The sequence below is a fragment of the Kitasatospora sp. NPDC001603 genome (assembly GCF_040298365.1).
In the GTDB taxonomy this organism is placed as follows: Bacteria; Actinomycetota; Actinomycetes; order Streptomycetales; family Streptomycetaceae; genus Kitasatospora.
Genome location: NZ_JBEPAA010000111.1, coordinates 1 through 19236, shown reverse-complemented (window position 1 = coordinate 19236; position 19236 = coordinate 1). Strand labels below are relative to the sequence as shown.

At 73.2% G+C, this 19236-nt stretch carries 18 protein-coding genes; 14 read left to right on the top strand and 4 right to left on the bottom strand.

Annotated elements, in window-relative coordinates:
- Positions 1-53: 53 nt before the first annotated feature.
- Positions 54-728, bottom strand: coding sequence for a FadR/GntR family transcriptional regulator (locus ABT263_RS36255; RefSeq protein WP_352297541.1), 675 nt, complete (start codon positions 726-728; stop codon positions 54-56).
- A 130-nt stretch (positions 729-858) separates the two neighbouring features.
- Here ABT263_RS36255 and ABT263_RS36250 point away from each other — a divergent pair, with 130 nt between their 5' ends.
- The 3 genes from ABT263_RS36250 to ABT263_RS36240 all read left to right on the top strand — a co-directional run bounded on the left by ABT263_RS36250 (position 859) and on the right by ABT263_RS36240 (position 3047).
- On the top strand, positions 859-2160 hold the full coding sequence (locus ABT263_RS36250; RefSeq protein ID WP_329490141.1) for a CynX/NimT family MFS transporter: 1302 nt from the start codon (positions 859-861) through the stop codon (positions 2158-2160).
- A 46-nt stretch (positions 2161-2206) separates the two neighbouring features.
- Entirely contained in the window at positions 2207-2329 is a 123-nt protein-coding gene (locus tag ABT263_RS36245) for an SGM_5486 family transporter-associated protein (RefSeq protein WP_329490142.1), read from the top strand.
- A gap of 190 nt (positions 2330-2519) precedes the next feature.
- Complete coding sequence (locus ABT263_RS36240) at positions 2520-3047, top strand: SixA phosphatase family protein (RefSeq protein WP_352297539.1); 528 nt, start codon at positions 2520-2522, stop codon at positions 3045-3047.
- Between the two features lie 94 nt (positions 3048-3141).
- Here the strand turns inward: ABT263_RS36240 and serB are convergent, their stop codons facing one another.
- Positions 3142-4398 carry a phosphoserine phosphatase SerB gene (gene serB, locus ABT263_RS36235; protein ID WP_329490144.1) on the bottom strand — a complete coding sequence of 419 codons (1257 nt, stop codon included), beginning with the start codon at positions 4396-4398 and terminating at the stop codon, positions 3142-3144.
- A gap of 301 nt (positions 4399-4699) precedes the next feature.
- On the opposite strand from serB, the gene ABT263_RS36230 reads away from it, so the two are divergent.
- The 3 genes from ABT263_RS36230 (at position 4700) to ABT263_RS36220 (ending at position 9365) form a co-directional block, all read left to right on the top strand.
- Positions 4700-7279: an FHA domain-containing protein gene (locus tag ABT263_RS36230; RefSeq protein WP_352297537.1), complete on the top strand. Its 2580-nt coding sequence runs from the start codon at positions 4700-4702 to the stop codon at positions 7277-7279.
- Positions 7280-7618: 339 nt separating this feature from the next.
- The gene (locus ABT263_RS36225) at positions 7619-8716 is read left to right on the top strand and encodes a GAF domain-containing sensor histidine kinase (protein ID WP_352297545.1); all 1098 of its coding nucleotides are present in this window, start codon (positions 7619-7621) and stop codon (positions 8714-8716) included.
- On the top strand, positions 8709-9365 hold the full coding sequence (locus tag ABT263_RS36220; RefSeq protein WP_329490146.1) for a response regulator: 657 nt from the start codon (positions 8709-8711) through the stop codon (positions 9363-9365). The genes ABT263_RS36225 and ABT263_RS36220 overlap by 8 nt, the downstream gene beginning before the upstream one ends.
- 30 nt (positions 9366-9395) lie before the next feature.
- On the opposite strand, the gene ABT263_RS36215 is transcribed toward ABT263_RS36220, so the two are convergent.
- The gene (locus ABT263_RS36215; RefSeq protein ID WP_329490147.1) at positions 9396-10193 is read right to left on the bottom strand and encodes an Rv1486c family protein; all 798 of its coding nucleotides are present in this window, start codon (positions 10191-10193) and stop codon (positions 9396-9398) included.
- A 147-nt stretch (positions 10194-10340) separates the two neighbouring features.
- Between ABT263_RS36215 and ABT263_RS36210 the strand changes: the two genes are divergently transcribed.
- The 7 genes from ABT263_RS36210 to ABT263_RS36180 all read left to right on the top strand — a co-directional run bounded on the left by ABT263_RS36210 (position 10341) and on the right by ABT263_RS36180 (position 16575).
- The gene (locus ABT263_RS36210; protein WP_329490148.1) at positions 10341-11132 is read left to right on the top strand and encodes an ABC transporter ATP-binding protein; all 792 of its coding nucleotides are present in this window, start codon (positions 10341-10343) and stop codon (positions 11130-11132) included.
- A 167-nt stretch (positions 11133-11299) separates the two neighbouring features.
- Positions 11300-11722, top strand: a complete 423-nt coding sequence (locus tag ABT263_RS36205) for an NfeD family protein (protein WP_329490149.1) — start codon at positions 11300-11302, stop codon at positions 11720-11722.
- Between the two features lie 10 nt (positions 11723-11732).
- Positions 11733-12779, top strand: coding sequence for an SPFH domain-containing protein (locus ABT263_RS36200; protein ID WP_329490150.1), 1047 nt, complete (start codon positions 11733-11735; stop codon positions 12777-12779).
- A 281-nt stretch (positions 12780-13060) separates the two neighbouring features.
- The gene (locus ABT263_RS36195; protein ID WP_329490151.1) at positions 13061-13819 is read left to right on the top strand and encodes a sulfite exporter TauE/SafE family protein; all 759 of its coding nucleotides are present in this window, start codon (positions 13061-13063) and stop codon (positions 13817-13819) included.
- 88 nt (positions 13820-13907) lie between these two features.
- Positions 13908-14084 carry a DUF1272 domain-containing protein gene (locus ABT263_RS36190; RefSeq protein WP_329492298.1) on the top strand — a complete coding sequence of 59 codons (177 nt, stop codon included), beginning with the start codon at positions 13908-13910 and terminating at the stop codon, positions 14082-14084.
- 38 nt (positions 14085-14122) lie between these two features.
- Complete coding sequence (locus ABT263_RS36185; RefSeq protein ID WP_352297535.1) at positions 14123-14425, top strand: 4a-hydroxytetrahydrobiopterin dehydratase; 303 nt, start codon at positions 14123-14125, stop codon at positions 14423-14425.
- A gap of 161 nt (positions 14426-14586) precedes the next feature.
- Positions 14587-16575: an outer membrane protein assembly factor BamB family protein gene (locus ABT263_RS36180; protein WP_352297533.1), complete on the top strand. Its 1989-nt coding sequence runs from the start codon at positions 14587-14589 to the stop codon at positions 16573-16575.
- A 92-nt stretch (positions 16576-16667) separates the two neighbouring features.
- Here ABT263_RS36180 and ABT263_RS36175 read toward each other — a convergent pair whose 3' ends face one another.
- Positions 16668-17192, bottom strand: a complete 525-nt coding sequence (locus ABT263_RS36175) for an HNH endonuclease (protein ID WP_329490154.1) — start codon at positions 17190-17192, stop codon at positions 16668-16670.
- A gap of 339 nt (positions 17193-17531) precedes the next feature.
- Between ABT263_RS36175 and tyrS the strand changes: the two genes are divergently transcribed.
- Positions 17532-18800: a tyrosine--tRNA ligase gene (tyrS, locus tag ABT263_RS36170; RefSeq protein ID WP_352297543.1), complete on the top strand. Its 1269-nt coding sequence runs from the start codon at positions 17532-17534 to the stop codon at positions 18798-18800.
- The last annotated feature ends 436 nt before the right edge of the window (positions 18801-19236 follow it).

Sequence of the window (19236 nt, the reverse complement as noted above, 5' to 3'; positions counted from 1 at the left end):
GGCCGCGGTGCTGTGCGGGGCCCCGCGCGCGCCGGTGCGCACGGCGTCGGGCGTCAGGCGTCGGGCGGGGTGCAGGCGCCGATGGCACGGCCGGCCTCGACCGAGGCGCGCTGCGGGTCGCCGGCCCGGATCGCGTCGAGGATCTTGCCGTGCCCGAGGTAGCGCTCGGCGATCAGCTCCGGTCCGACGTCGTGGCGCAGGTGGGCGCGGGTGACCTCGCCGAGGTCGGCGTAGACGGCGGCGAGGACGTCGTTGTGGGCGGCGGCGACCACGGCCTGGTGGAAGGCGGCGTCGGCCTGGATGAAGTCCTCGGCGTCGCCGGAGCGCCAGGCGTCCTCGCGGCGGGCCAGCGTGGCGTCCAGCAGGGCGAGGTCGCGCGCGGTGCGGCGGGTGGCGGCCAGGCCGGCCGCGGAGGTCTCCAGGGTCACCCGCAGCTCGGCGACCTGCGACTGGTCGGCGTCGGCGAAGCGGCGGTGCATGACCCCGGCCAGCTCGCTGGTGGCCAGGACGTAGGTGCCCGAGCCCTGGCGGATGTCCAGCAGCCCGTTGTGGGCGAGGGCGCGGACCGCCTCGCGGACGGTGTTGCGGGCGACGCCGAGCTCCTCGACCAGCGCGGCCTCGGTCGGGATGCGCGAGCCGACGGGCCACTCGCCCGAGGTGATCTGGGCGCGCAGTTGCGCGATCACCTGGTCGGACAGCGGGGTGCGCCTCGGAGAGGACAGCGCCACGGGGACTCCTTGCGGCTTCGGGTCGGCGGTGGGGGCGTCGGCCGGCGGGTGGGTCGGCTTGGGGCGGGTCGGGACATCATGCCAAGTTCGAGGATGCGCTAATTCATCCCATCATTCTATGATGGCTCCCATGCCTTCCGCAGCAGACACCACCACCACCCCACGGACCGGGGCCGGACCGCAGACCGAGCGGCCCGCCACCGGCGCATCCGCCTCCGCCCGCCGGGGCACGTACCTCGGCTGGCTGTTCGCCGTCGCGATCGCCGCCGCCGCCTTCAACCTCCGGCCCGTGGTCACCAGCCTCGGGCCGCTGCTCGACCAGGTCCGCACCGACCTCGGGATGAACCCGACGCTGGCCGGCCTGCTGACCGCCGTCCCCTCGCTCTGTTTCGCGCTGTTCGGCTTCGCCGCGCCCGGCATGGCCCGGCGGTTCGGGCCGATCGCGGTGGTCGCGGCCGGCATGGGAGCGATCACGGCCGGCGTGCTGGCCCGCTCGTTCGCCGGCGGCACGGCGGTGTTCCTGCTGCTCACCGCGCTCGCGCTGGCCGGGGTGGCGGTCTCCAACGTGCTGATCCCGGTGGTGATCAAGCGCTACTTCCCGGAGAAGGTCGGTCCGATGATCGGCCTGTACTCCATGTCGCTGTCGGCCGGCACCGCGCTCGCCGCCGCCGTCACCGTGCCGCTGACCAGCGCGCTCGGCGGGGACTGGCGGGTCGGCCTGGGCGTCTGGGCGGCCCTCGGCGCGGTCGCGCTGCTGCTCTGGCTGCCGGTCGCGGTGACCAGGCGCGAGCGCGGCGGGAAGACCGGCGGGGCGGTCGCCAAGCTGCCGATCACCCGCAGCCGCACCGCCTGGGCGATGGCCTGCTTCTTCGGCCTCCAGGCCACCGGCGCCTACGTGGTGATGGGCTGGCTGCCGAAGATCTTCCAGGACGCCGGGGTCTCCGAGGGCACCTCCGGGGTGCTGCTGGCCCTGACCATGGTGATCGGCGTCCCGGTCTCCTTCGTGCTGCCCAACCTCGCCGCGCGCCGTGGTGACCAGCGGCTCTTCGTCGTGGTGCTGGCCTCCTGCGGCATCGCCGGGTACGCCGGGCTGGCGCTGGCGCCGGCCGGCGTACCGTGGGTCTGGGCGACCCTGGTCGGCCTCTCCAACTGCGCCTTCCCGCTGGTGCTCACCATGATCGGCCTGCGGGCCCGGACGGCCGGCGGGGTGGCCCAGCTCTCCGCGTTCGCCCAGGGCGTCGGCTACCTCATCTCCATCCCCGGCCCGATCCTGATCGGCCGGCTGTACCAGGCCACCGGTGAGTGGTACCTGCCGCTGGGCTTCCTCGCCGTGCTGCTGGTGCCCCAGATGCTGTTCGGCCTGCGGGCCGCGCGGGCCCGGCACATCGAGGACGAGGCGGTCCTCCCCGCCGCCGCCGGCGCCGCGGCGTAGCGGGGCCGCTGACGGGCGGGCACGACCGGGGTGGGAGAATCCGGTCATGCCCGTACTCGACCCGAACCCCACCGACGGCCACAAGAAGCTCGGCCAGATCGCCGCACTGATCGTCGGCATCGTGGTGCTGCTGGCGATCGTCGCCACGGTGGCCCAGAACCTCGGCTGATCCGCCGCGCGGCCCCGCCGGGGCCGATCCGGCCGGTCAGCGACGCCGGCCGGTCCGCGCCCGCGGACCGGCCGCGGTACCGCACGCCGACCGCCGGTGAACGGCGCACGATGGCACCCGGCACCCCGGAGAGTGGCGGCAACCGGCGGCATCGCGCCCCCGGGCCGCTTTTCTGCCAAGCTTGCTGGGTATGAGCGCCGACACGCCCCGCAGGATCATCGTTCTCCGCCATGCCAAGGCCGACTGGCCCAACGGCGTCGACGACCACGAGCGGCCGCTGGCCGACCGGGGCCGCCACCAGGCCCCGGAAGCCGGCCGCTGGCTCGCCGACTCCGGCATCAACCCCGACTACGTGCTCTGCTCCACGGCCCTGCGCACCCGTGAGACCTGGAAGCTCGCCGCGCACGAACTGCCGAAGCGCGCCCGCAGGACGGTGTACGAGGACCGGATCTACGAGGCCAGCCCCGGGGAGATCATCGCCGTCCTCCAGGAGACCCCCGAGGACCACCCCGACGTGGTGCTGGTGGGCCACAACCCGGGCGTGCTCGGGCTGACCCAGGTGCTGGCCGGGGACGAGGGCGACCGGGAGGCGCTGGAGCGGCTGCGGCTCGGCGGCTTCCCGACCGCGGCCGTCGCGGTGCTCAGCTTCGACGGCTCCTGGAAGGGCGTCGAGCCGGGCGTGGCCGCGCTGGTCTCGTACTTCACGCCGCAGGACTGAGCCGAACGGCCCCCGCGCCGCCCGGTCCGGGCGCGGTGGCCGAAGAGGGGCACGAGGACCGGTCCTCGTGCCCCTCGGGCGCGTCCGGCCGCGGCTACTCGGTCGGCGTGCCGTCCAGCGCGTCGGCCGCCTCGACCTCTTCGCGGGTGATGCCCAGCAGGTACAGCACGGTGTCCAGGAAGGGCACGTTCACCGCGGTGTCGGCGGCCTCCCGGACCACCGGCTTGGCGTTGAACGCCACGCCCAGCCCGGCCGCGTTCAGCATGTCCAGGTCGTTGGCGCCGTCGCCGATCGCGACGGTCTGCTCCAGCGGCACCTTCGCCTGCTCGGCGAAGCGGGCCAGCCAGCGGGCCTTGCCGGCCCGGTCCACGATCTCGCCGACCACCCGGCCGGTGAACCTGCCGTCCACCACCTCCAGGGTGTTGGCCGCCGCGAAGTCCAGGCCCAGCTGCTCCACCAGGTGGTCGGTGACCTGGGTGAAGCCGCCGGAGACCACCGCGACCTGGAAGCCCAGCCGCTGCAGCGTGCGGATCAGGGTCCGCGCGCCCGGGGTGAACCTGACCTCGGCGCGGACCTTCTCGGTCACCCCGGCGTCCAGGCCGGCCAGCAGCGCGACCCGGGCGTGCAGCGACTCGGCGAAGTCCAGCTCGCCGCGCATCGCCGCGGCCGTCACCGCGGCGACCTCCGCCTCGCAGCCCGCGTGGGCGGCGAAGAGCTCGATCACCTCGTCCTGGATCAGCGTGGAGTCGACGTCCATCACCACCAGGCGCTTGGCCCGGCGTTCCAGGCCCGCCGCGACCACCGCGATGTCCACCCGCTGCTGGGCCGCCTCCTGGGCCAGCGCGGCGCGCAGCGTGTCCGTGGCGACACCGGAGACGGCCAGCTCGACCGCGGTCACCGGGTACTTGGCCAGCCGGAAGACGCGGTCGATGTTGCCGCCCGAGTCGGTGATCCGGGAGGTGAGCGCCGACACCGCGGTGGCGGTCAGCGGGTGGCCGAGCACGGTGACGTGCGAACGGCCCTCGCGGCGCGGCCGGTTGTCGCCGATGCCGGAGATGATCTCGGCCTGGAGCTTCTGCTCCTCGGCCCAGCGGTGCACGGTGGAACGCAGCTCGCCCTCGGCACCGGGCGCGGTCGGCGGGGTGACCAGGGCGCACAGCGTTATCCGGCCGCGGGTGACGACCTGCTCGATGTCGATGACGTCGACGCCGAACCCGGACAGGGTGGCGAAGAGACCGGCGGTGATGCCGGGGCGGTCCTTGCCGAACACCTTGACGAGCAGGGTGCGCTCGTCCTCGGTCCGGGGCTGCGGGGCGGGGAACGGCTCGGCGGCCAAGGGCGATGCGTTCATGGTGGCTCCCACGCTACCCGCCGGCCGGCGGCGCCACGGCACCCGTCCGCGTCGTGGACGGGGGTGTGGAGCGGGTGTGGGCGGTGTGCGCACCACCCGGGTGACCGGACGGTGGCGCGCGGGCGACGCCCCGGGGGCGGTGGCGGGGGCGTCCGCGAATCGTTGCCGCCTGGTCACAGTCACCGGGGGTGACTTTCACCAACGGGCGGCGGGCTGGAATGATTCCCCCCGTCGGATTCAGGACATCGCACCCCCGACCGGGGGCAAAATCGGGGGACCGAGAGAGCGGGGCAGGCGAGCAGTGCCGCAACTCGTCATTGATATCAACGGACAGCAGCGGACTCTGGAGCCGGGGCGGTCGTACACCATCGGGCGCAACCCGCAGTCGGACTTCCCGTTCGACGACGCCAGGGTCTCCTGGCAGCACGCCACCATCTCGTTCAACGGGGCCGGTTGGCAGCTCGACGACCACGGGAGCACCAACGGCACGTACACCGCCGGCGCCCGGACCCAGCAGGCCCCGCTCTTCCCCGGCGCGGTGGTCAACCTCGGCAACGCCGAGAACGGCCCCCGGCTGAGCTTCTCCGCTCCCGCCCAGGCCGCCGCGCCCGCCCCCGCCTGGCACGAGGCCGCCACCAGCCGCAGCCACGTCCCGCCCGCCCAGCAGCAGGCGCCCGTCCAGCAGCCGTGGGCCCAGCAGCAGCCACCGGTGCCGCAGCAGGCCTACCAGCCGCCGGTCCAGCAGCAGTGGGGCGGCGGGCAGCCGCCGGCCTTCCCGCAGCAGCAGGGCTTCCCCCAGCAGGCGCCCCAGCACGGCGGCTTCCCGCAGCAGCAGGCGCCGCAGCACGAGGCCGGCGGCCCGCAGCCGACGATGATCCGCAACCTGACCGCGGGGATGAACACCGTCCGGATCGGTCGCGCGCTCGACAACGACATCGTCGTCTCCGACCTCCAGGTCTCCCGCCACCACGCCGAGCTGCGCCAGCTGCCGGACGGCCGGTACGAGATCGTCGACCTGGGCAGCCACAACGGCATCTTCCTCAACGGCCGGCCCGTCCAGCGCCAGCTGATGGGGCCGCAGGACCGCCTGACGGTCGGCCACTCCAGCTTCGTCCTGGTCGGCGACCAGCTGCAGGAGTTCGTCGACACCGGCGCGGTCTCCTTCTCCGCCCGCCACCTGACCGTCGAGGTCGACTTCAAGGGCGGCAAGAAGGTCCTGCTCAACGACGTCAGCTTCGGCGTCCCGGAGAAGTCGCTGGTCGCCGTCATCGGCCCGTCCGGCTCCGGCAAGTCGACCCTGCTGCGCGCCCTCACCGGCTACCGCCCGGCCGACCGCGGCGACGTCCTCTACGACGGCCGCAACCTCTACAAGCAGTTCGCCGAACTGCGCTCGCGGATCGGCCTGGTGCCGCAGTCGGAGATCCTGCACAAGGAGCTGACCGTCCGCACCGGCCTCAAGTACGCGGCCCGGCTCCGGTTCCCCGGTGACACCGAGGCGCGCGAGCGCGAGGCGCGGATCGACGAGGTGCTCTACGAGCTGCGCCTGGACAAGCGCGCCGACAACCGCATCACCGCGCTCTCCGGCGGCCAGCAGAAGCGCGTCTCGGTCGCCCTGGAACTGCTCACCAAGCCCTCGCTGATCTTCCTGGACGAGCCCACCTCCGGCCTCGACCCGGGCATGGACCGCGAGGTCATGCAGATGCTGCGCGGCCTCGCCGACGACGGCCGCACCATCCTGGTCGTCACCCACTCGGTGGCCGAACTCGCCCTCTGCGACCGGCTCCTGGTGATGGCTCCGGGCGGCTCGGTGGCCTACTTCGGGCCGCCGGACGAGGCGCTGCACTTCTTCGGGTACGAGACCTGGGCCGACGTCTTCCAGGCCTTCGAGAACTACCCGGACCACGACTGGGCCGGCCGCTACCGGGGGTCGGTGCACTACCAGCAGTACTCCGCCGACGTGGACGCCGGGGCCGTGCAGTCCGCCCAGATCGTCCAGGAGGCCGTCCGCCCGCCGAAGCCGCAGAGCTGGGGCTCGCAGCTGTGGACGCTGATCCGCCGCTACGCCTCGGTGCTCGCCTCCGACCGCGGGTTCCTGGCGCTGTCGATCCTGCTCCCGGCTGTGCTCGGCGCGGTCAGCGTGCTGATCCCGAACGATCCCGGGCTGGCGCCGAACCCGAAGTCGCAGCTCGGGATCAACAGCGGCGCCGCGACGATCATGCTGATCCTGGCGATCGGCGCCTGCTTCTCCGGAGCCGCCAACTCGGTCCGAGAGCTGATCAAGGAACGGGCGATCTACGAACGGGAACGGGCCACCGGCCTCTCCCGGTCGGCGTACATGATGTCCAAGATCATCGTGCTGGGCTTCTTCAGCGTGGTCCAGGGCGCGATCATCTCGGCCGTCGGCTACCTGCCGCGCAAGCTGCCCGAGCACGGTCTGATCATCAAGGACCTGCCGATCATCGAGATGAGCATCGGCCTGATCCTGCTGAGCTTCGCCTCGATGATGTTCGGCCTGATGATCTCCGCCCTGGTGAAGACCGCCGAGAAGACCATGCCGCTGCTGGTCATGTTCGCGATCATCCAGGTCGTCTTCACCGGCTGCCTCTTCCAGATCTTCAGCAAGCCGGGCCTGGAGCAGTTCGCCTGGCTGATGCCGGCCCGCTGGGGCGTCGGCATGGTCGCCACCACGCTCGACCTGTCCAAGCTGCTCGGGCCCTGGAACAAGGACTTCAAGAACCCCGAGTACGACGCGATCTGGGGCCACAACGTCGGCCAGCTGGTGCTGGACGGCGGCATCCTGATCGTGATGTCGATCGTCATCGGCGTCATCGTGACGCGCCTCCAGCGCCGCCACGAGCCCGAGGTCATGCAGAAGGGCTGACCCGCCCGCACCGCACCGCTCACCCAGGGGCGGCCCCACCCGGCGACGGGCGGGGCCGCCCCTCGGCGTACCGGCGCCCCTCCGCGTACCGGCCCCGTCGCCCAAGGGCCTCGGGCCCTAGGTCTGTGGACCTGCTCCCCGCGCGCCCGCGGACCGACGCGGAGGCCGCCCCGGCGGCGGTAGTTTGGCCGTATGCCCACCGCGCCCAGTGACCGCCGGCCCCCGGCCGGCCTGCTGCCCGTCGACCGGATCCCGGTCGGCCCGCCGGCCGCCGGCCCGCTGCCCGCCTGCGAGCCCTGCCTGGCCGGGATCGAGGCCATCAGCCAGGCACTGCTCGCGATGAGCCGCCACCTGGAGGTCCGCGAGGTGCTGCGGCGGATCACCGCCTCCGCCCGCGGCCTGCTCGGCGCCGAGTACGCCGCCCTCGGCGTGCCCGACGACCACGGCGGCTTCGCCCAGTTCGTCGTCGACGGCGTCACCGACGAGCAGTGGCGGGCCATCGGCCCGCTGCCCCGCCAGCACGGCGTGCTCGCCGAGATGCTGCACGAGACCGGCCCCATCCGGCTCGCCGACGTGCGCGAGGCCCCCGCCTTCGGCGGCTGGCCCGCCGCCCACCCCGAGATGGACGCCTTCCTCGGGATGCCCGTCCTCGACACCGACGCCGCCGAGGACGAGCCGCACGTGATGGGCGTGATCTTCCTCGCCAACAAGCGCGGCGGCGGCGGCTTCACCGACCACGACGAGGAACTGCTGCGGATCCTCGCCGCGCACGCCGCCCTCGCCCTCTCCAACGCCCGCCTCTACGAGCGCAGCCGCGAGCTGACCCTGGCCGGCGAGCGCGCCCGGATCGCCCACGACCTGCACGACGCCGTCTCGCAGAAGCTCTTCTCGCTCCGCCTCACTGCCAAGGCCGCCGCCAAGCTCGTCGACCGCGACCCGGCCCGGGCCCGCGCCGAACTCGCCGAGGTCGCCAAACTCGCCGCCGAGGCCGCCGACGAGCTGCGCGCCGTCGTGGTCGAGCTGCGCCCAGCCGCCCTGGAGGAGGACGGCCTCAGCGCCACCCTCGCCTCGCAGGTGCAGGTCCTCGACCGCGCCCACAGCGCCGACGTCGCCTTCGCCGCCGAGGGCGTCCGCGCCCTGCCGCCGGCCCAGGAGGCGGCCCTGCTGCGGATCGCGCAGGAGGCCCTGCACAACGCGCTGCGCCACTCCGACGCCCGCAGCGTCACCGTCACCCTGACCGGCACGCCCGCGCGCGGCGCCGTCCTGCGGGTGCGCGACGACGGCCGGGGCTTCGACCCCGAGTCGGTCCGCCGGGCCGGCCGCCACCTCGGCCTGGCCTCGATGCGCGACCGCGCCGCCGCCGTCGGCGGCACGCTCACCCTGGACTCGGCCCCCGGGAAGGGGACGGTCGTCGAGATGGAGGTCCCCGGTGCCTGACACCACGCCAGCGATCCGCGTCCTGCTGGTCGACGACCACCAGGTGGTCCGCCGCGGTCTGCGCACCTTCCTGGAGGTCCAGGACGACATCGAGGTGGTCGGCGAGGCCGCCGACGGCGCCGAAGGCGTCGACCGGGCCCGGGAGCTCGACCCCGACGTCGTCCTGATGGACCTCAAGATGCCCGGCGTCGACGGCATCGAGGCACTGCGCACGCTCAAGGGCGAGGGCAGCCGGGCCCGGATCCTGATCGTCACCAGCTTCACCGAGCACCGCACCATGGTCCCCGCGCTGCGGGCCGGCGCCGCCGGGTACGTGTACAAGGACGTCGACCCGGAGGCGCTGGCCGGGGCGATCCGCTCGGTCCACGCCGGCCACGTGCTGCTCCAGCCCGAGCTCGCGGAGGCGCTGCTCGCCGACGACGGCCCCCGCCAGCCGCAGGGCCGCGGCGCCACCCTCACCGAGCGCGAGCGCGAGGTGCTCGGCCACATCGCCGACGGGCGCTCCAACCGGGAGATCGCGCGGAGCCTGCACCTGTCGGAGAAGACGGTGAAGACGCACGTCTCCAACATCCTGATGAAGCTGGACCTCGCCGACCGCACCCAGGCCGCGCTCTGGGCCGTCCGGCACGGCGAGGCCCGCGAGGCGTAGCGGCCGGCGCCGCCGGGCCGGGGGCGGAAATCAGCCCTTCTCGTCGACCAGCGCGTTGTACGCCGCCACCTGGGCCCGCCGGGCGGTCCGCCGCAGGGGGTCCAGCACCGCCTGGCGGGAGGCCATCTCCGAGGCGCTGACCGCCGCGCCGTGCCCACCCGAGGCGATCGCCAGCAGCGCCGTCACCTGCCGGGCCGACTCCAGCACGCGGACGGCGCGCGGCGGGTACCCCGGGGCGAGCAGCTCGACGTGCCCCCGCCGCCGGTACGCCTCCAGCGCCCGCAGCGCCTCCGGTCCGGCCCCGGCCACGTCCAGCCGGGCCAGCATCGCCGTCGCCTCCCGCAGCCCGTCCGCCAGCTCGCGCTCCGCCTCGTGCAGCGACGGCACGTCGGCCGGGGGCGCGTCGTTCACCTCCGAGCAGCGCCAGAGCACCATCGCCGAGCGGTCCCCGACCGGCCCGAACACCTCGATCTCCGGCACCAGCCCGAGCGGCGCCCCGACCGCCAGCACGGCCTCGCCCGCGCCCAGCGCCCGGGCGTTGAACGGCGCCGGACCGGTCAGCCCGAGCGGGTGGCCGGCGGACGGCAGGGCCAGCCGAAGCCCCCGCACCCCCAGCACCCTCAGCCGCCCCAGCGCCCAGGTGAGCCCGTGCCGCTCGCCCGGCTCGTCGCCCGGCAGTCCGGTCACCCGGTGGCTCTCGTCACTGCCCAGCACCGCCGAGGCGGCGTCGTCGGGCGGTACCAGACCGGCCAACAGGGCGTTGCCCCAAGCGGCCAGCCGCCCCGAACGGGGCTCTTCGTACGGATTGTCGGCAGGAGTCGCGAGCATCCGGCCAGCCTACGGAATCGGCGGTCATCCGCGTGGCGTAGGTTTGCCCATGCGCGTGCGGCGCACCCACTCCGTGCCCACCGGCCGCCGGAGTAGGCTGCCCGCCCGCACCGACGGCCGAATTTCTGTTTTGGGGAAGGCATAGGCATGAGCGACGTGCTGGAGCTGGTGGACGTATCCGTGGTCCGGGAGGAGCGCGCGCTGGTCGACCAGGTCTCGTGGTCCATCTCCGAGGGCGAGCGCTGGGTCATCCTCGGCCCCAACGGCGCCGGGAAGACGACCCTGCTGCAGATCGCCTCCACGTACCTCTTCCCGACCACCGGCAAGGTGTCCGTCCTCGGCGAGAAGCTCGGCGAGGTCGACGTCTTCGAGCTGCGCTCCCGGATCGGCCTGGCCGGCGCCGCCATGTTCGACAAGCTGCCCGCCGGCCAGAGCGTGCTGCAGACCGTGCTCACCGCCGCCTACGGCATGACGGTCAGCTGGCAGGAGAAGTACGAGCAGGCGGACGAGTCCCGCGCGCTCGCCCTGCTGGACCGCCTCGGCATGGCCGGGCTGACCGAGCGCAAGTTCGGCACCCTCTCCGAGGGCGAGAAGAAGCGCACCCTGATCGCCCGCGCCCTGATGACCGACCCCGAGCTGCTGCTGCTGGACGAGCCCGCCGCCGGACTGGACCTCGGCGGCCGCGAGGACCTGGTGCGCCGCCTCGGCGCGCTCGCCCAGGACGAGTTCGCCCCGGCGATGGCCATGGTCACCCACCACGTGGAGGAGATCGCGCCGGGCTTCACCCACGTGCTGATGATCCGCCAGGGCAAGGTGCTCACCGCCGGTCCGATCGACACCGAGCTGACGGCGCGCAACCTCTCCAGGTGCTTCGGCCTGCCGCTGACCCTGGAGCGCCACGGCGACCGCTGGTCCGCGCAGGGCCTGCCGCTCGGCTGAGGCCCGTGCCGGGCCGTCCTCCGAGCCGCCCGCGGGCCCCGGCCGGAGCCCGGGGAATCCGGCTGAACTCCACTGAACTGGAGCCGGTCGCACGTGCGACCGGTTTCCGCCCCTCCACCTGCGGGAACTGTCCGCCTCGAAGGCCCTTCGCTCCCTAGGATGGACACGTGGACAGCTGGATCTGGTGGCTCCTGGCCGCCGTCGGCCTCGGCATACCCCTGGTCGTCACCGCGATGCCGGAGTTCGCGATGTTCGCGGTCGGCGCGCTCGCCGCGGCCGGTGTCGCGGGGCTCGGTGCCGGGGCGGTGGTCCAGGTCCTGACCTTCGTCGTGGTCTCGGTCGCCCTGCTGGTCGTGGTCCGCCCGATCGCGTACCGGCAGCTCAGGAAGGGCCCGCAGATCAAGATGGGCATCGAGGCGCTTCCGGGCGCCACCGCGATCGTCGCGGAAAGAGTCGACGGGGAGGGCGGGCGGATCAAGCTCAAGGGCGAGATCTGGTCGGCCCGCGCGCTCAACCCCGGCAGCGTGTACGAGCCGGGGCAGCAGGTCGACGTCGTCGAAATCCAGGGCGCGACCGCCCTGGTCGTCTAGGGGAGAGTCCGTGGAACCCGTCCTTATCGTCCTGGTCGTCCTGGTCGTGGTGGCATTCATCGCGCTGATCAAGACGATTCAGGTCATCCCGCAGGCCAGCGCCGCGATCGTGGAGCGCTTCGGCCGCTACACCCGGACGCTCAACGCGGGACTGAACATCGTCGTCCCGTTCATCGACCGGGTCCGCAACCGCATCGACCTGCGCGAGCAGGTCGTGCCCTTCCCGCCGCAGCCGGTGATCACCCAGGACAACCTGGTGGTCAACATCGACACGGTGATCTACTACCAGGTCACCGACGCCCGGGCCGCCACCTACGAGGTCGCCAGCTACATCCAGGCGATCGAGCAGCTGACCGTCACCACGCTGCGCAACATCATCGGCTCGATGGACCTGGAGTCGACGCTGACCTCCCGCGAGGTGATCAACGCCGGTCTGCGCGGCGTCCTGGACGAGGCCACCGGCAAGTGGGGCATCCGCGTCAACCGCGTCGAGCTGAAGGCGATCGAGCCGCCGACCTCCATCCAGGACTCGATGGAGAAGCAGATGCGCGCCGACCGTGACAAGCGCGCCGCGATCCTCACCGCCGAGGGCGCCCGGCAGGCGCAGATCCTGCGGGCCGAGGGTGAGAAGCAGGCCGAGGTGCTCAAGGCCGAGGGTGAGGCGCAGGCCGCGGTGCTGCGCGCCGACGGTGAGGCCGCCGCGATCCGCACCGTCTTCGAGGCGATCCACGACGGCGACGCCGACCAGAAGCTGCTCGCCTACCAGTACCTGCAGACCCTGCCCGAGCTCGCCAAGGGCGACTCCAACAAGCTGTGGATCATTCCCAGCGAGGTCGGCGACGCGCTCAAGGGCCTCGGCGGCGCCTTCACCGGCCTGGCCGGCAACGGCGGCATCAACGGCGGTGCGGCCGCCGCCCCCAGCGCCCCGGCCCCGGCCGCGACCCAGGTCCCGCTCGACCCGGCGGCCGGTCCGCGCCCGCTGGACACCGACACCAAGGGCGCCGCCCGCCCCCGGGTGGACCCGGCCCGCGAGTACCGGAAGATCGACCCGGAGTGAGCTGAGCCCGTCCCACGCGGCGCCGAGGGCCCGCCACCCGTCGCACGGGTGGCGGGCTCTCGGCCTGCTCCGCCTCCGCCCGGCATTCGGGGTGCGCCCGCCCGGCCTCCGTCGTGCGCCCGTCGTGCGTCCGCCAGGCTTCCGTCGTGCGTCCGTCGTGCGTCCGTCGGCTCCGGTGAACGGGCGTGTGGTGTACGTCCCGAATCGTGGGCGGACCCTGGTAGCGGCACCCCGCCGTCCGGCATGATCGCCTCGGACAGGTCCGAGACGAGAGGTGGCCCATGACGCTCTGGGAGGCGATCGCCGTCCTGGTGGCGGGTGTCGGCGCGGGGATGATCAATGTGATCGTCGGCTCCGGGACCCTGATCACCTTCCCGGTGCTGCTCGCCGTCGGCATCCCGCCGGTCACCGCCAACGTCTCCAACGCCTTCGGCCTGGTGCCCGGCTCGCTCAGCGGTGTGATCGGCTACCGGCGGGAACTGGCCGACCAGGGCCGCCGGCTGGTCCGCCTCGGCATCGCCGCCCTCCTCGGCGGCCTGGTCGGCGCCGTGCTGCTGATCGAGCTGCCGAGCAGCGCCTTCGACACCATCGTGCCGGTGCTGATCCTGCTGGCCCTCGTCCTGGTGGTGATCCAGCCCCGGGTGGCCAAGGCGGTCGCCGCCCGGCGCCGGCCCGGGGGCGACCCAGACGGCGGCCTGGCGCTGCTCGCCGGCGTCTTCCTGACCGGCATCTACGGCGGCTACTTCGGTGCCGCGCAGGGCGTCCTGCTGCTGGCCCTGATGGGCATGCTGCTCCAGGAGGACCTGCAGCGGATCAACGGGGTGAAGAACGCGCTGGCGATGATCGTCAACGGCGTCGCCGCGGTGTTCTTCCTCTTCACCTCGACCATCAACTGGGCCGCCGCCGGGCTGATCGCCGTCGGCTCGCTCTGCGGTGGCCTGCTCGGTGCCAAGGTCGGGCGCAAGCTGCCGCCGCCGGCGCTGCGCGGGGTGATCGTGGTGGTCGGCCTGGTGGCCGTCACCAAGCTGCTCGTCAGCTGACGGTCCGCCGGTCGCCGCGGTGCTTCTCGACCTGTCCGAGCTGTCTGACTTGTTCGACGTGTTCCCGGAATTCGATGTGGAGGACGCCATGGCCCTGGAGATGCGCGACACCTGCGAACGTTGCGCGGTGTCGCTGACGGCGGACGGCCCGGCGTCCCTATGCTCCTACGAGTGCACCTTCTGTCCGGACTGTGCCGAGGCCATGGCCGCCACCTGCCCCAACTGCGGCGGCGAACTGGTGCCCCGTCCGCGCCGGAGGGCCTGACCCTTCACCAGTCACCCCCGACACCCGGGAGCGGTTCGATGAGCAGCAGAGCGCGTCTGACGGAGGACGAGATCACGGTCGCCCTGGCCGATCTGCCGGAGTGGAGCCGGGACGGCGACAGCATCGTCCGCACCGCCGACGCGGCGGACTTCCCGGCGGCGATCCGGGTGGTCGTCGCGGTCGCGGAGCAGGCGGAGGCGCTGGACCACCACCCGGACATCGACATCCGCTGGCGGACGCTGCACTTCGCGCTCTCCACCCACAGCGCGGGTGGCCTCACCTCGCTGGACGTCACCCTGGCCGGCCGCATCGACGCCGCCCTGCGGGCCGAGTCCGCCTGACGCCTCCCGGGCCTGTCCCGCACCTGCCCGCACCCGTGCCGCACCGGCCTCGTGGTGCCTCAGGGGGCCTCCTTCCGGCCCTGTCGAGGCCGGAAGGAGGCGCTCCGGGCGGCGTGAGATGCTGACTGCCGCATCGCCGGCGGTCGGGAGGGACGGAACGGATGGCGCAGGATCCCCTCGGAGACGCCGCACAGCAGCCGTGGTACCCGCAGCAGGACTGGCAGACGGCGTACCCGGACCAGCAGCAGTGGCAGGGCGGCCACGGGTACGACGGCGGTACCGGCCACCCGGCCGACGGCCACCTGCCGCACGGCCACGGGCAGGGCGGCTACCCGCAGACCGCGTACCCGCAGGCGGTGTACCCGCAGACGGGCTACCCGGAGACCGGCTACCCGGGGGCCGGCTATCCGCAGACGGGCTATCCGCAGGCCGGATACGCGGAGTACCCCCAGACCGGGTACGGCCAGGGCGGGCAGCACCAGCCGTCCTACCCGTACGGCGACTACGGGCAGCAGCAGTACGCCCCGTACGCCGTCCCGCAGCAGCCGACCGGTGAGGAGCTGTACGCCCCGCCGGGTGCCGCGTACTCCACCGACGGCTATGTGCGGCCCGAGCCCGAGCCCGAGCCTGAGCCGGTCGGCGAGCCCGGGCCGGTTGACGAGCCCGAGCCCGCCCCGGCCGCCGCCGTCGCGTCGAAGCCCGCCGGTGGTGGCCCCCGGTCGACCGGGCGGCGCCGTGGCGCCGAGGTGGACGTGCGTGCGGACGCGGACGTGCGGGGGGCCGGGAAGCGGTCCGCCGGCTTCGGGTCCAAGGCCCGGGCCGCGGCCGACGCGGTGGTCTCCGCCGACCACGCCCCCGGCCGGCGGGCCCTGATGGTCCGGACCGGCGCCGGGGTGGCGGCGCTCGGCGTTCTGGTGGCGGCGGCCGTGACGGTCGGTGCGCAGGGCGGGGGCACGGCCGCCGCCGGGGGAGAACCGGGCTTCACCGTCGCCCACGCCAAGGCCTGGTCGGCCCAGCCCGCCGCCGCACTCCAGCCGGGCACCGACGACACGCTGGTCGGCAGCTGGCTGCTGGCCGACGCGGTGGTGCGGGCCGATGCCACCGGCGTCCACGCCTACGACCTGGCGGCCGGCAAGCCGACCTGGTCGGTTCAGCCCCCGGTGGCCGGGGCCGCTCCCTGCGGGCTCTCGGCGGGCGTCAACCAGGCCGGTCTGGGCGCCGTGCTGTTCCGGAGCCGGCCGGACCCGAAGAGCCCGTGCACGGTGGTGGCCGCAGTCGACAGCAAGACCGGTCGGACGGCGTGGAGCAAGCCGCTCTCCGATGCGAAGGGCGGCTACACCGCGCGGGTCGGCGTCACCGAGGACAAGGTGATCGCGGTCGGCGACGACCACGTGGTCGCCTGGGAGTCGGTCGACGGCGCGGACGTCTGGCAGTACACCGGGCAGGGCAAGTTCTGCACCCTCTCCGGTGGAGTCACCGGCAAGACCGTCATGGTGGCGAGCTCCTGCGCCGACTCCACCCCCGTCGACCAGGCCGTCTCGCTGAACACCGCCGACGGCAAGGTGAGCTGGTGGCGCGGCCTCAACAACCAGCCGAAGACGGTCACGGTGCTCTCCGCCGAGCCCTCCGTGGTGCTGACCACGGGGGCCAGGCCGGAGGACGACAAGGTGTTCGCCTGGGGCCCGGCCGGCGACCCGGCCGCCGAAATACCGGTCGCCGCCGGCGAGGGCAGGCTGGACGCCGCCCACGGTACGTTTTCGGCCACCCCCGGTGTCTTCTTCCAGGACCGGACGATGGTCACCACGCTGGCCCCGGCGAACGGCGGCGGTGCGATCTCCGTCGTCGGGTACGACCTGGACAGCGGCAAGCAGCGCTGGAAGGCGGCCGCCGCCGAGAAGGGCGTCGCCCGGGCCGTCGGTGTGGACGGCGGCGCGCTGGTGCTCGCCGCCGACGAACGCCTCGAACAGCCCGCCCACCTCAGCCGCTTCGCGCTCGCCGGCGGCCAGGAGACGGTCGGCGGCAACTTCCCCCAGGGCACCGGCTCGCTGCTGGTCTCCGGCCGCGTCCTGATCGGCGGTGGCCGGGTCGTCGCGGTGCCCGAGCACTCGGCCAACTTCGGGATAGCGGCCGGGTACCAGGCCAAGGGCTGAGCCCCGGCCGTCCGGGGCCCAGCCCTTCGCGGCCGGGGCCCAGCCCTTCGCGGCCGGGGCTCAGCCCTTCACGGCCGGGGCGGCCGGGGCGGCTACGCGGCGGAGGCGGCCACCGGGGCAGGCAGCCAGTCCGCCAGGTCCCGGAGGTCCGAGCCGCGCAGGCCGAGCGCCATCATCAGGGTGGCCTGCGGGGTCGGGACGAACGGCTTGCGCAGCAGCTTCATCCCCGCCTGCTCCGGCGTCCGGTCGGCCTTGAGCTGGTTGTCCTCGGCGCAGGCGGCCACCGTGTTCAGCCAGCTGTCGGCCCCGCCGCGGGAGCGGGGCTGCAGGTGGTCCACGGTGGTGGCCCGGCGCCCGCAGTAGGCGCACAGGTGCTGGTCCCGGACGAGGACACCGCGGCGGGACCACGGAGCCTGTTGTCGGAACGGCACCCGCACGTAGCGTTGCAGTCTGATCACCCGGGGCACCGGGACGGATACGCCCGTACCGCGGATGCTCCGCAGCGGATGGGCCTGCTCGACCACGGCCTTGTCCTGGAGCACCAGGACCACGGCGCGCTGGAGCGACACCGTCGTCAGGGGCTCGTAGCTCGCGTTCAGAACCAGCGTGTTGCGCACCTCGGCACACCCTTTCCCCGGGCGTGCCACGGCGGCACGACCGTCTCCACACACGTCACTGCCGCCGCACGGCGGTGGGACCACTCTGAAGGGGCCCCGGGCCGACGAACAACGGAATTTCCGGTGGAGGTGAGGGGTGGGGCAGGGGAGGGGGAGCGTTCCGCCGGGAGTCCGCGCGGCCCGCGGGAGCGCTGCGGACAGCCGCCCGGTCGGACGCCTCGGCGAAAACCCGATGGCCGGGACCGCGTAGGCTCTACCACGCTGGAGCCGTTCCGTACCGGGGCCCGACCGAACCGGGTCCGTACCGGGCGGACGCCCGATCCAAGGAGAAGCGTGACCGTGACGGACATCGTCGACGAGCTGCGGTGGCGTGGGCTGATCGCCCTGTCCACCGACGAGGACGCACTGCGCAAGGCGTTCGCGGACGGCCCGGTCACGTTCTATTGCGGCTTCGACCCGACGGCCCCCAGCCTGCACCTCGGGAACCTGGTGCAGATCCTGACCATGCGCCGCATCCAGCAGGCGGGGAACCTCCCGCTGGGCCTGGTCGGCGGCGCCACCGGCCTGATCGGTGACCCCAAGCCGACCGCCGAGCGCGTCCTGAACGACCCCGAGACGGTGGCCGGCTGGGTCGACCGCCTGCGTGGCCAGATCTCGCGCTTCCTCGATTTCGAGGGCCCGTACGCGGCGCGCATGGTCAACAACCTGGACTGGACCTCCGGGATGTCGGCCATCGGCCTGCTGCGCGACGTGGGCAAGTACTTCCGCGTGAACAACATGATCGCCAAGGAGGCCGTCTCGCGACGGCTCAACTCCGACGCGGGCATCAGCTACACCGAGTTCAGCTACCAGATCCTCCAGGGCATGGACTACCTGGAGCTGAACCGCCGCTACGGCTGCACGCTGCAGACCGGTGGCAGCGACCAGTGGGGCAACCTGACCGCCGGCACGGACCTCATCCGCAAGGCCGAGGCCAAGTCCGTGCACGCGCTGGCCACTCCGCTGATCGTCAAGGCGGACGGCACCAAGTTCGGGAAGACGGAGTCGGGCACGGTCTGGCTCGACCCCGAGCTCACCACCCCGTACGCCTTCTACCAGTTCTGGCTGAACGCGGACGACCGGGACGTCTCCACCTTCCTGCGGATCTTCAGCTTCCGCTCGAAGGAGGAGATCGAGGAGCTGGAGCGCGAGACCACCGAGCGCCCCGCCGCCCGTCTCGCCCAGCGCGCGCTCGCCGAGGAACTGACCACCCTGGTGCACGGCGCCGAGCAGTACGACCGCGCGGTCGCCGCCTCCAAGGCGCTCTTCGGCCAGGGTGACCTCGCCGACCTGGAGGCGCCGACCCTGGCCGCCGCGCTGGCCGAGGTGCCGAGGGCCGAGGTGGCCGAACTCCAGCCGGTGGTCGATCTGTTGGTCGCCGTCGGCCTGGCGCCGAGCCGCTCGGCCGCCCGCCGGACGATCAAGGAGGGCGGCGCGTACCTCAACAACGTCAAGGTGACGGACGAGGAGGCGGTGCCGGCCGAGGCCGACCTGCTGCACGGCCGCTGGCTCGTCCTGCGGCGTGGCAAGCGCAACCTGGCCGCCGTCGAGTTGGGTTCGGCCGGCTGAAAAAGCACCACCGCTGACCTGCGGTTTTGAGCATGGAGGGCCGGATCTGGACAGATCCGGCCCTCCGGTGTTTGACGTCCTCCTCCGACTGGCCTAGTGTTGGACGAGTCGCTGAAGCGGGCGGACACACGGCGGGCCGAGAGGCAGCCGGGGGTCGGCCGAGCGGCCATCGCAATCGGCAAGTCCAACTCTCACTCGTCGCCCATTAACTTGGGTCGCTCGGCGTTTTCGTCGAACGGTGGGAGCGGGGAATTTCGGGCCAGTCCCGGAATAAGCTAATGTGGAGGTCGCCGCAGAAAAGCGGACCTTCCCAGCAAGGGTCGGATGAATGAAACTCCGGAAAACGGAGCGGAAAACATCTGGTAAGCTGGAAACACGAAAGAACGAAGCGCCCGGAGGGCCCGCTGGAAGGCGGTCCGAAGGAAGTGTCCGTTCC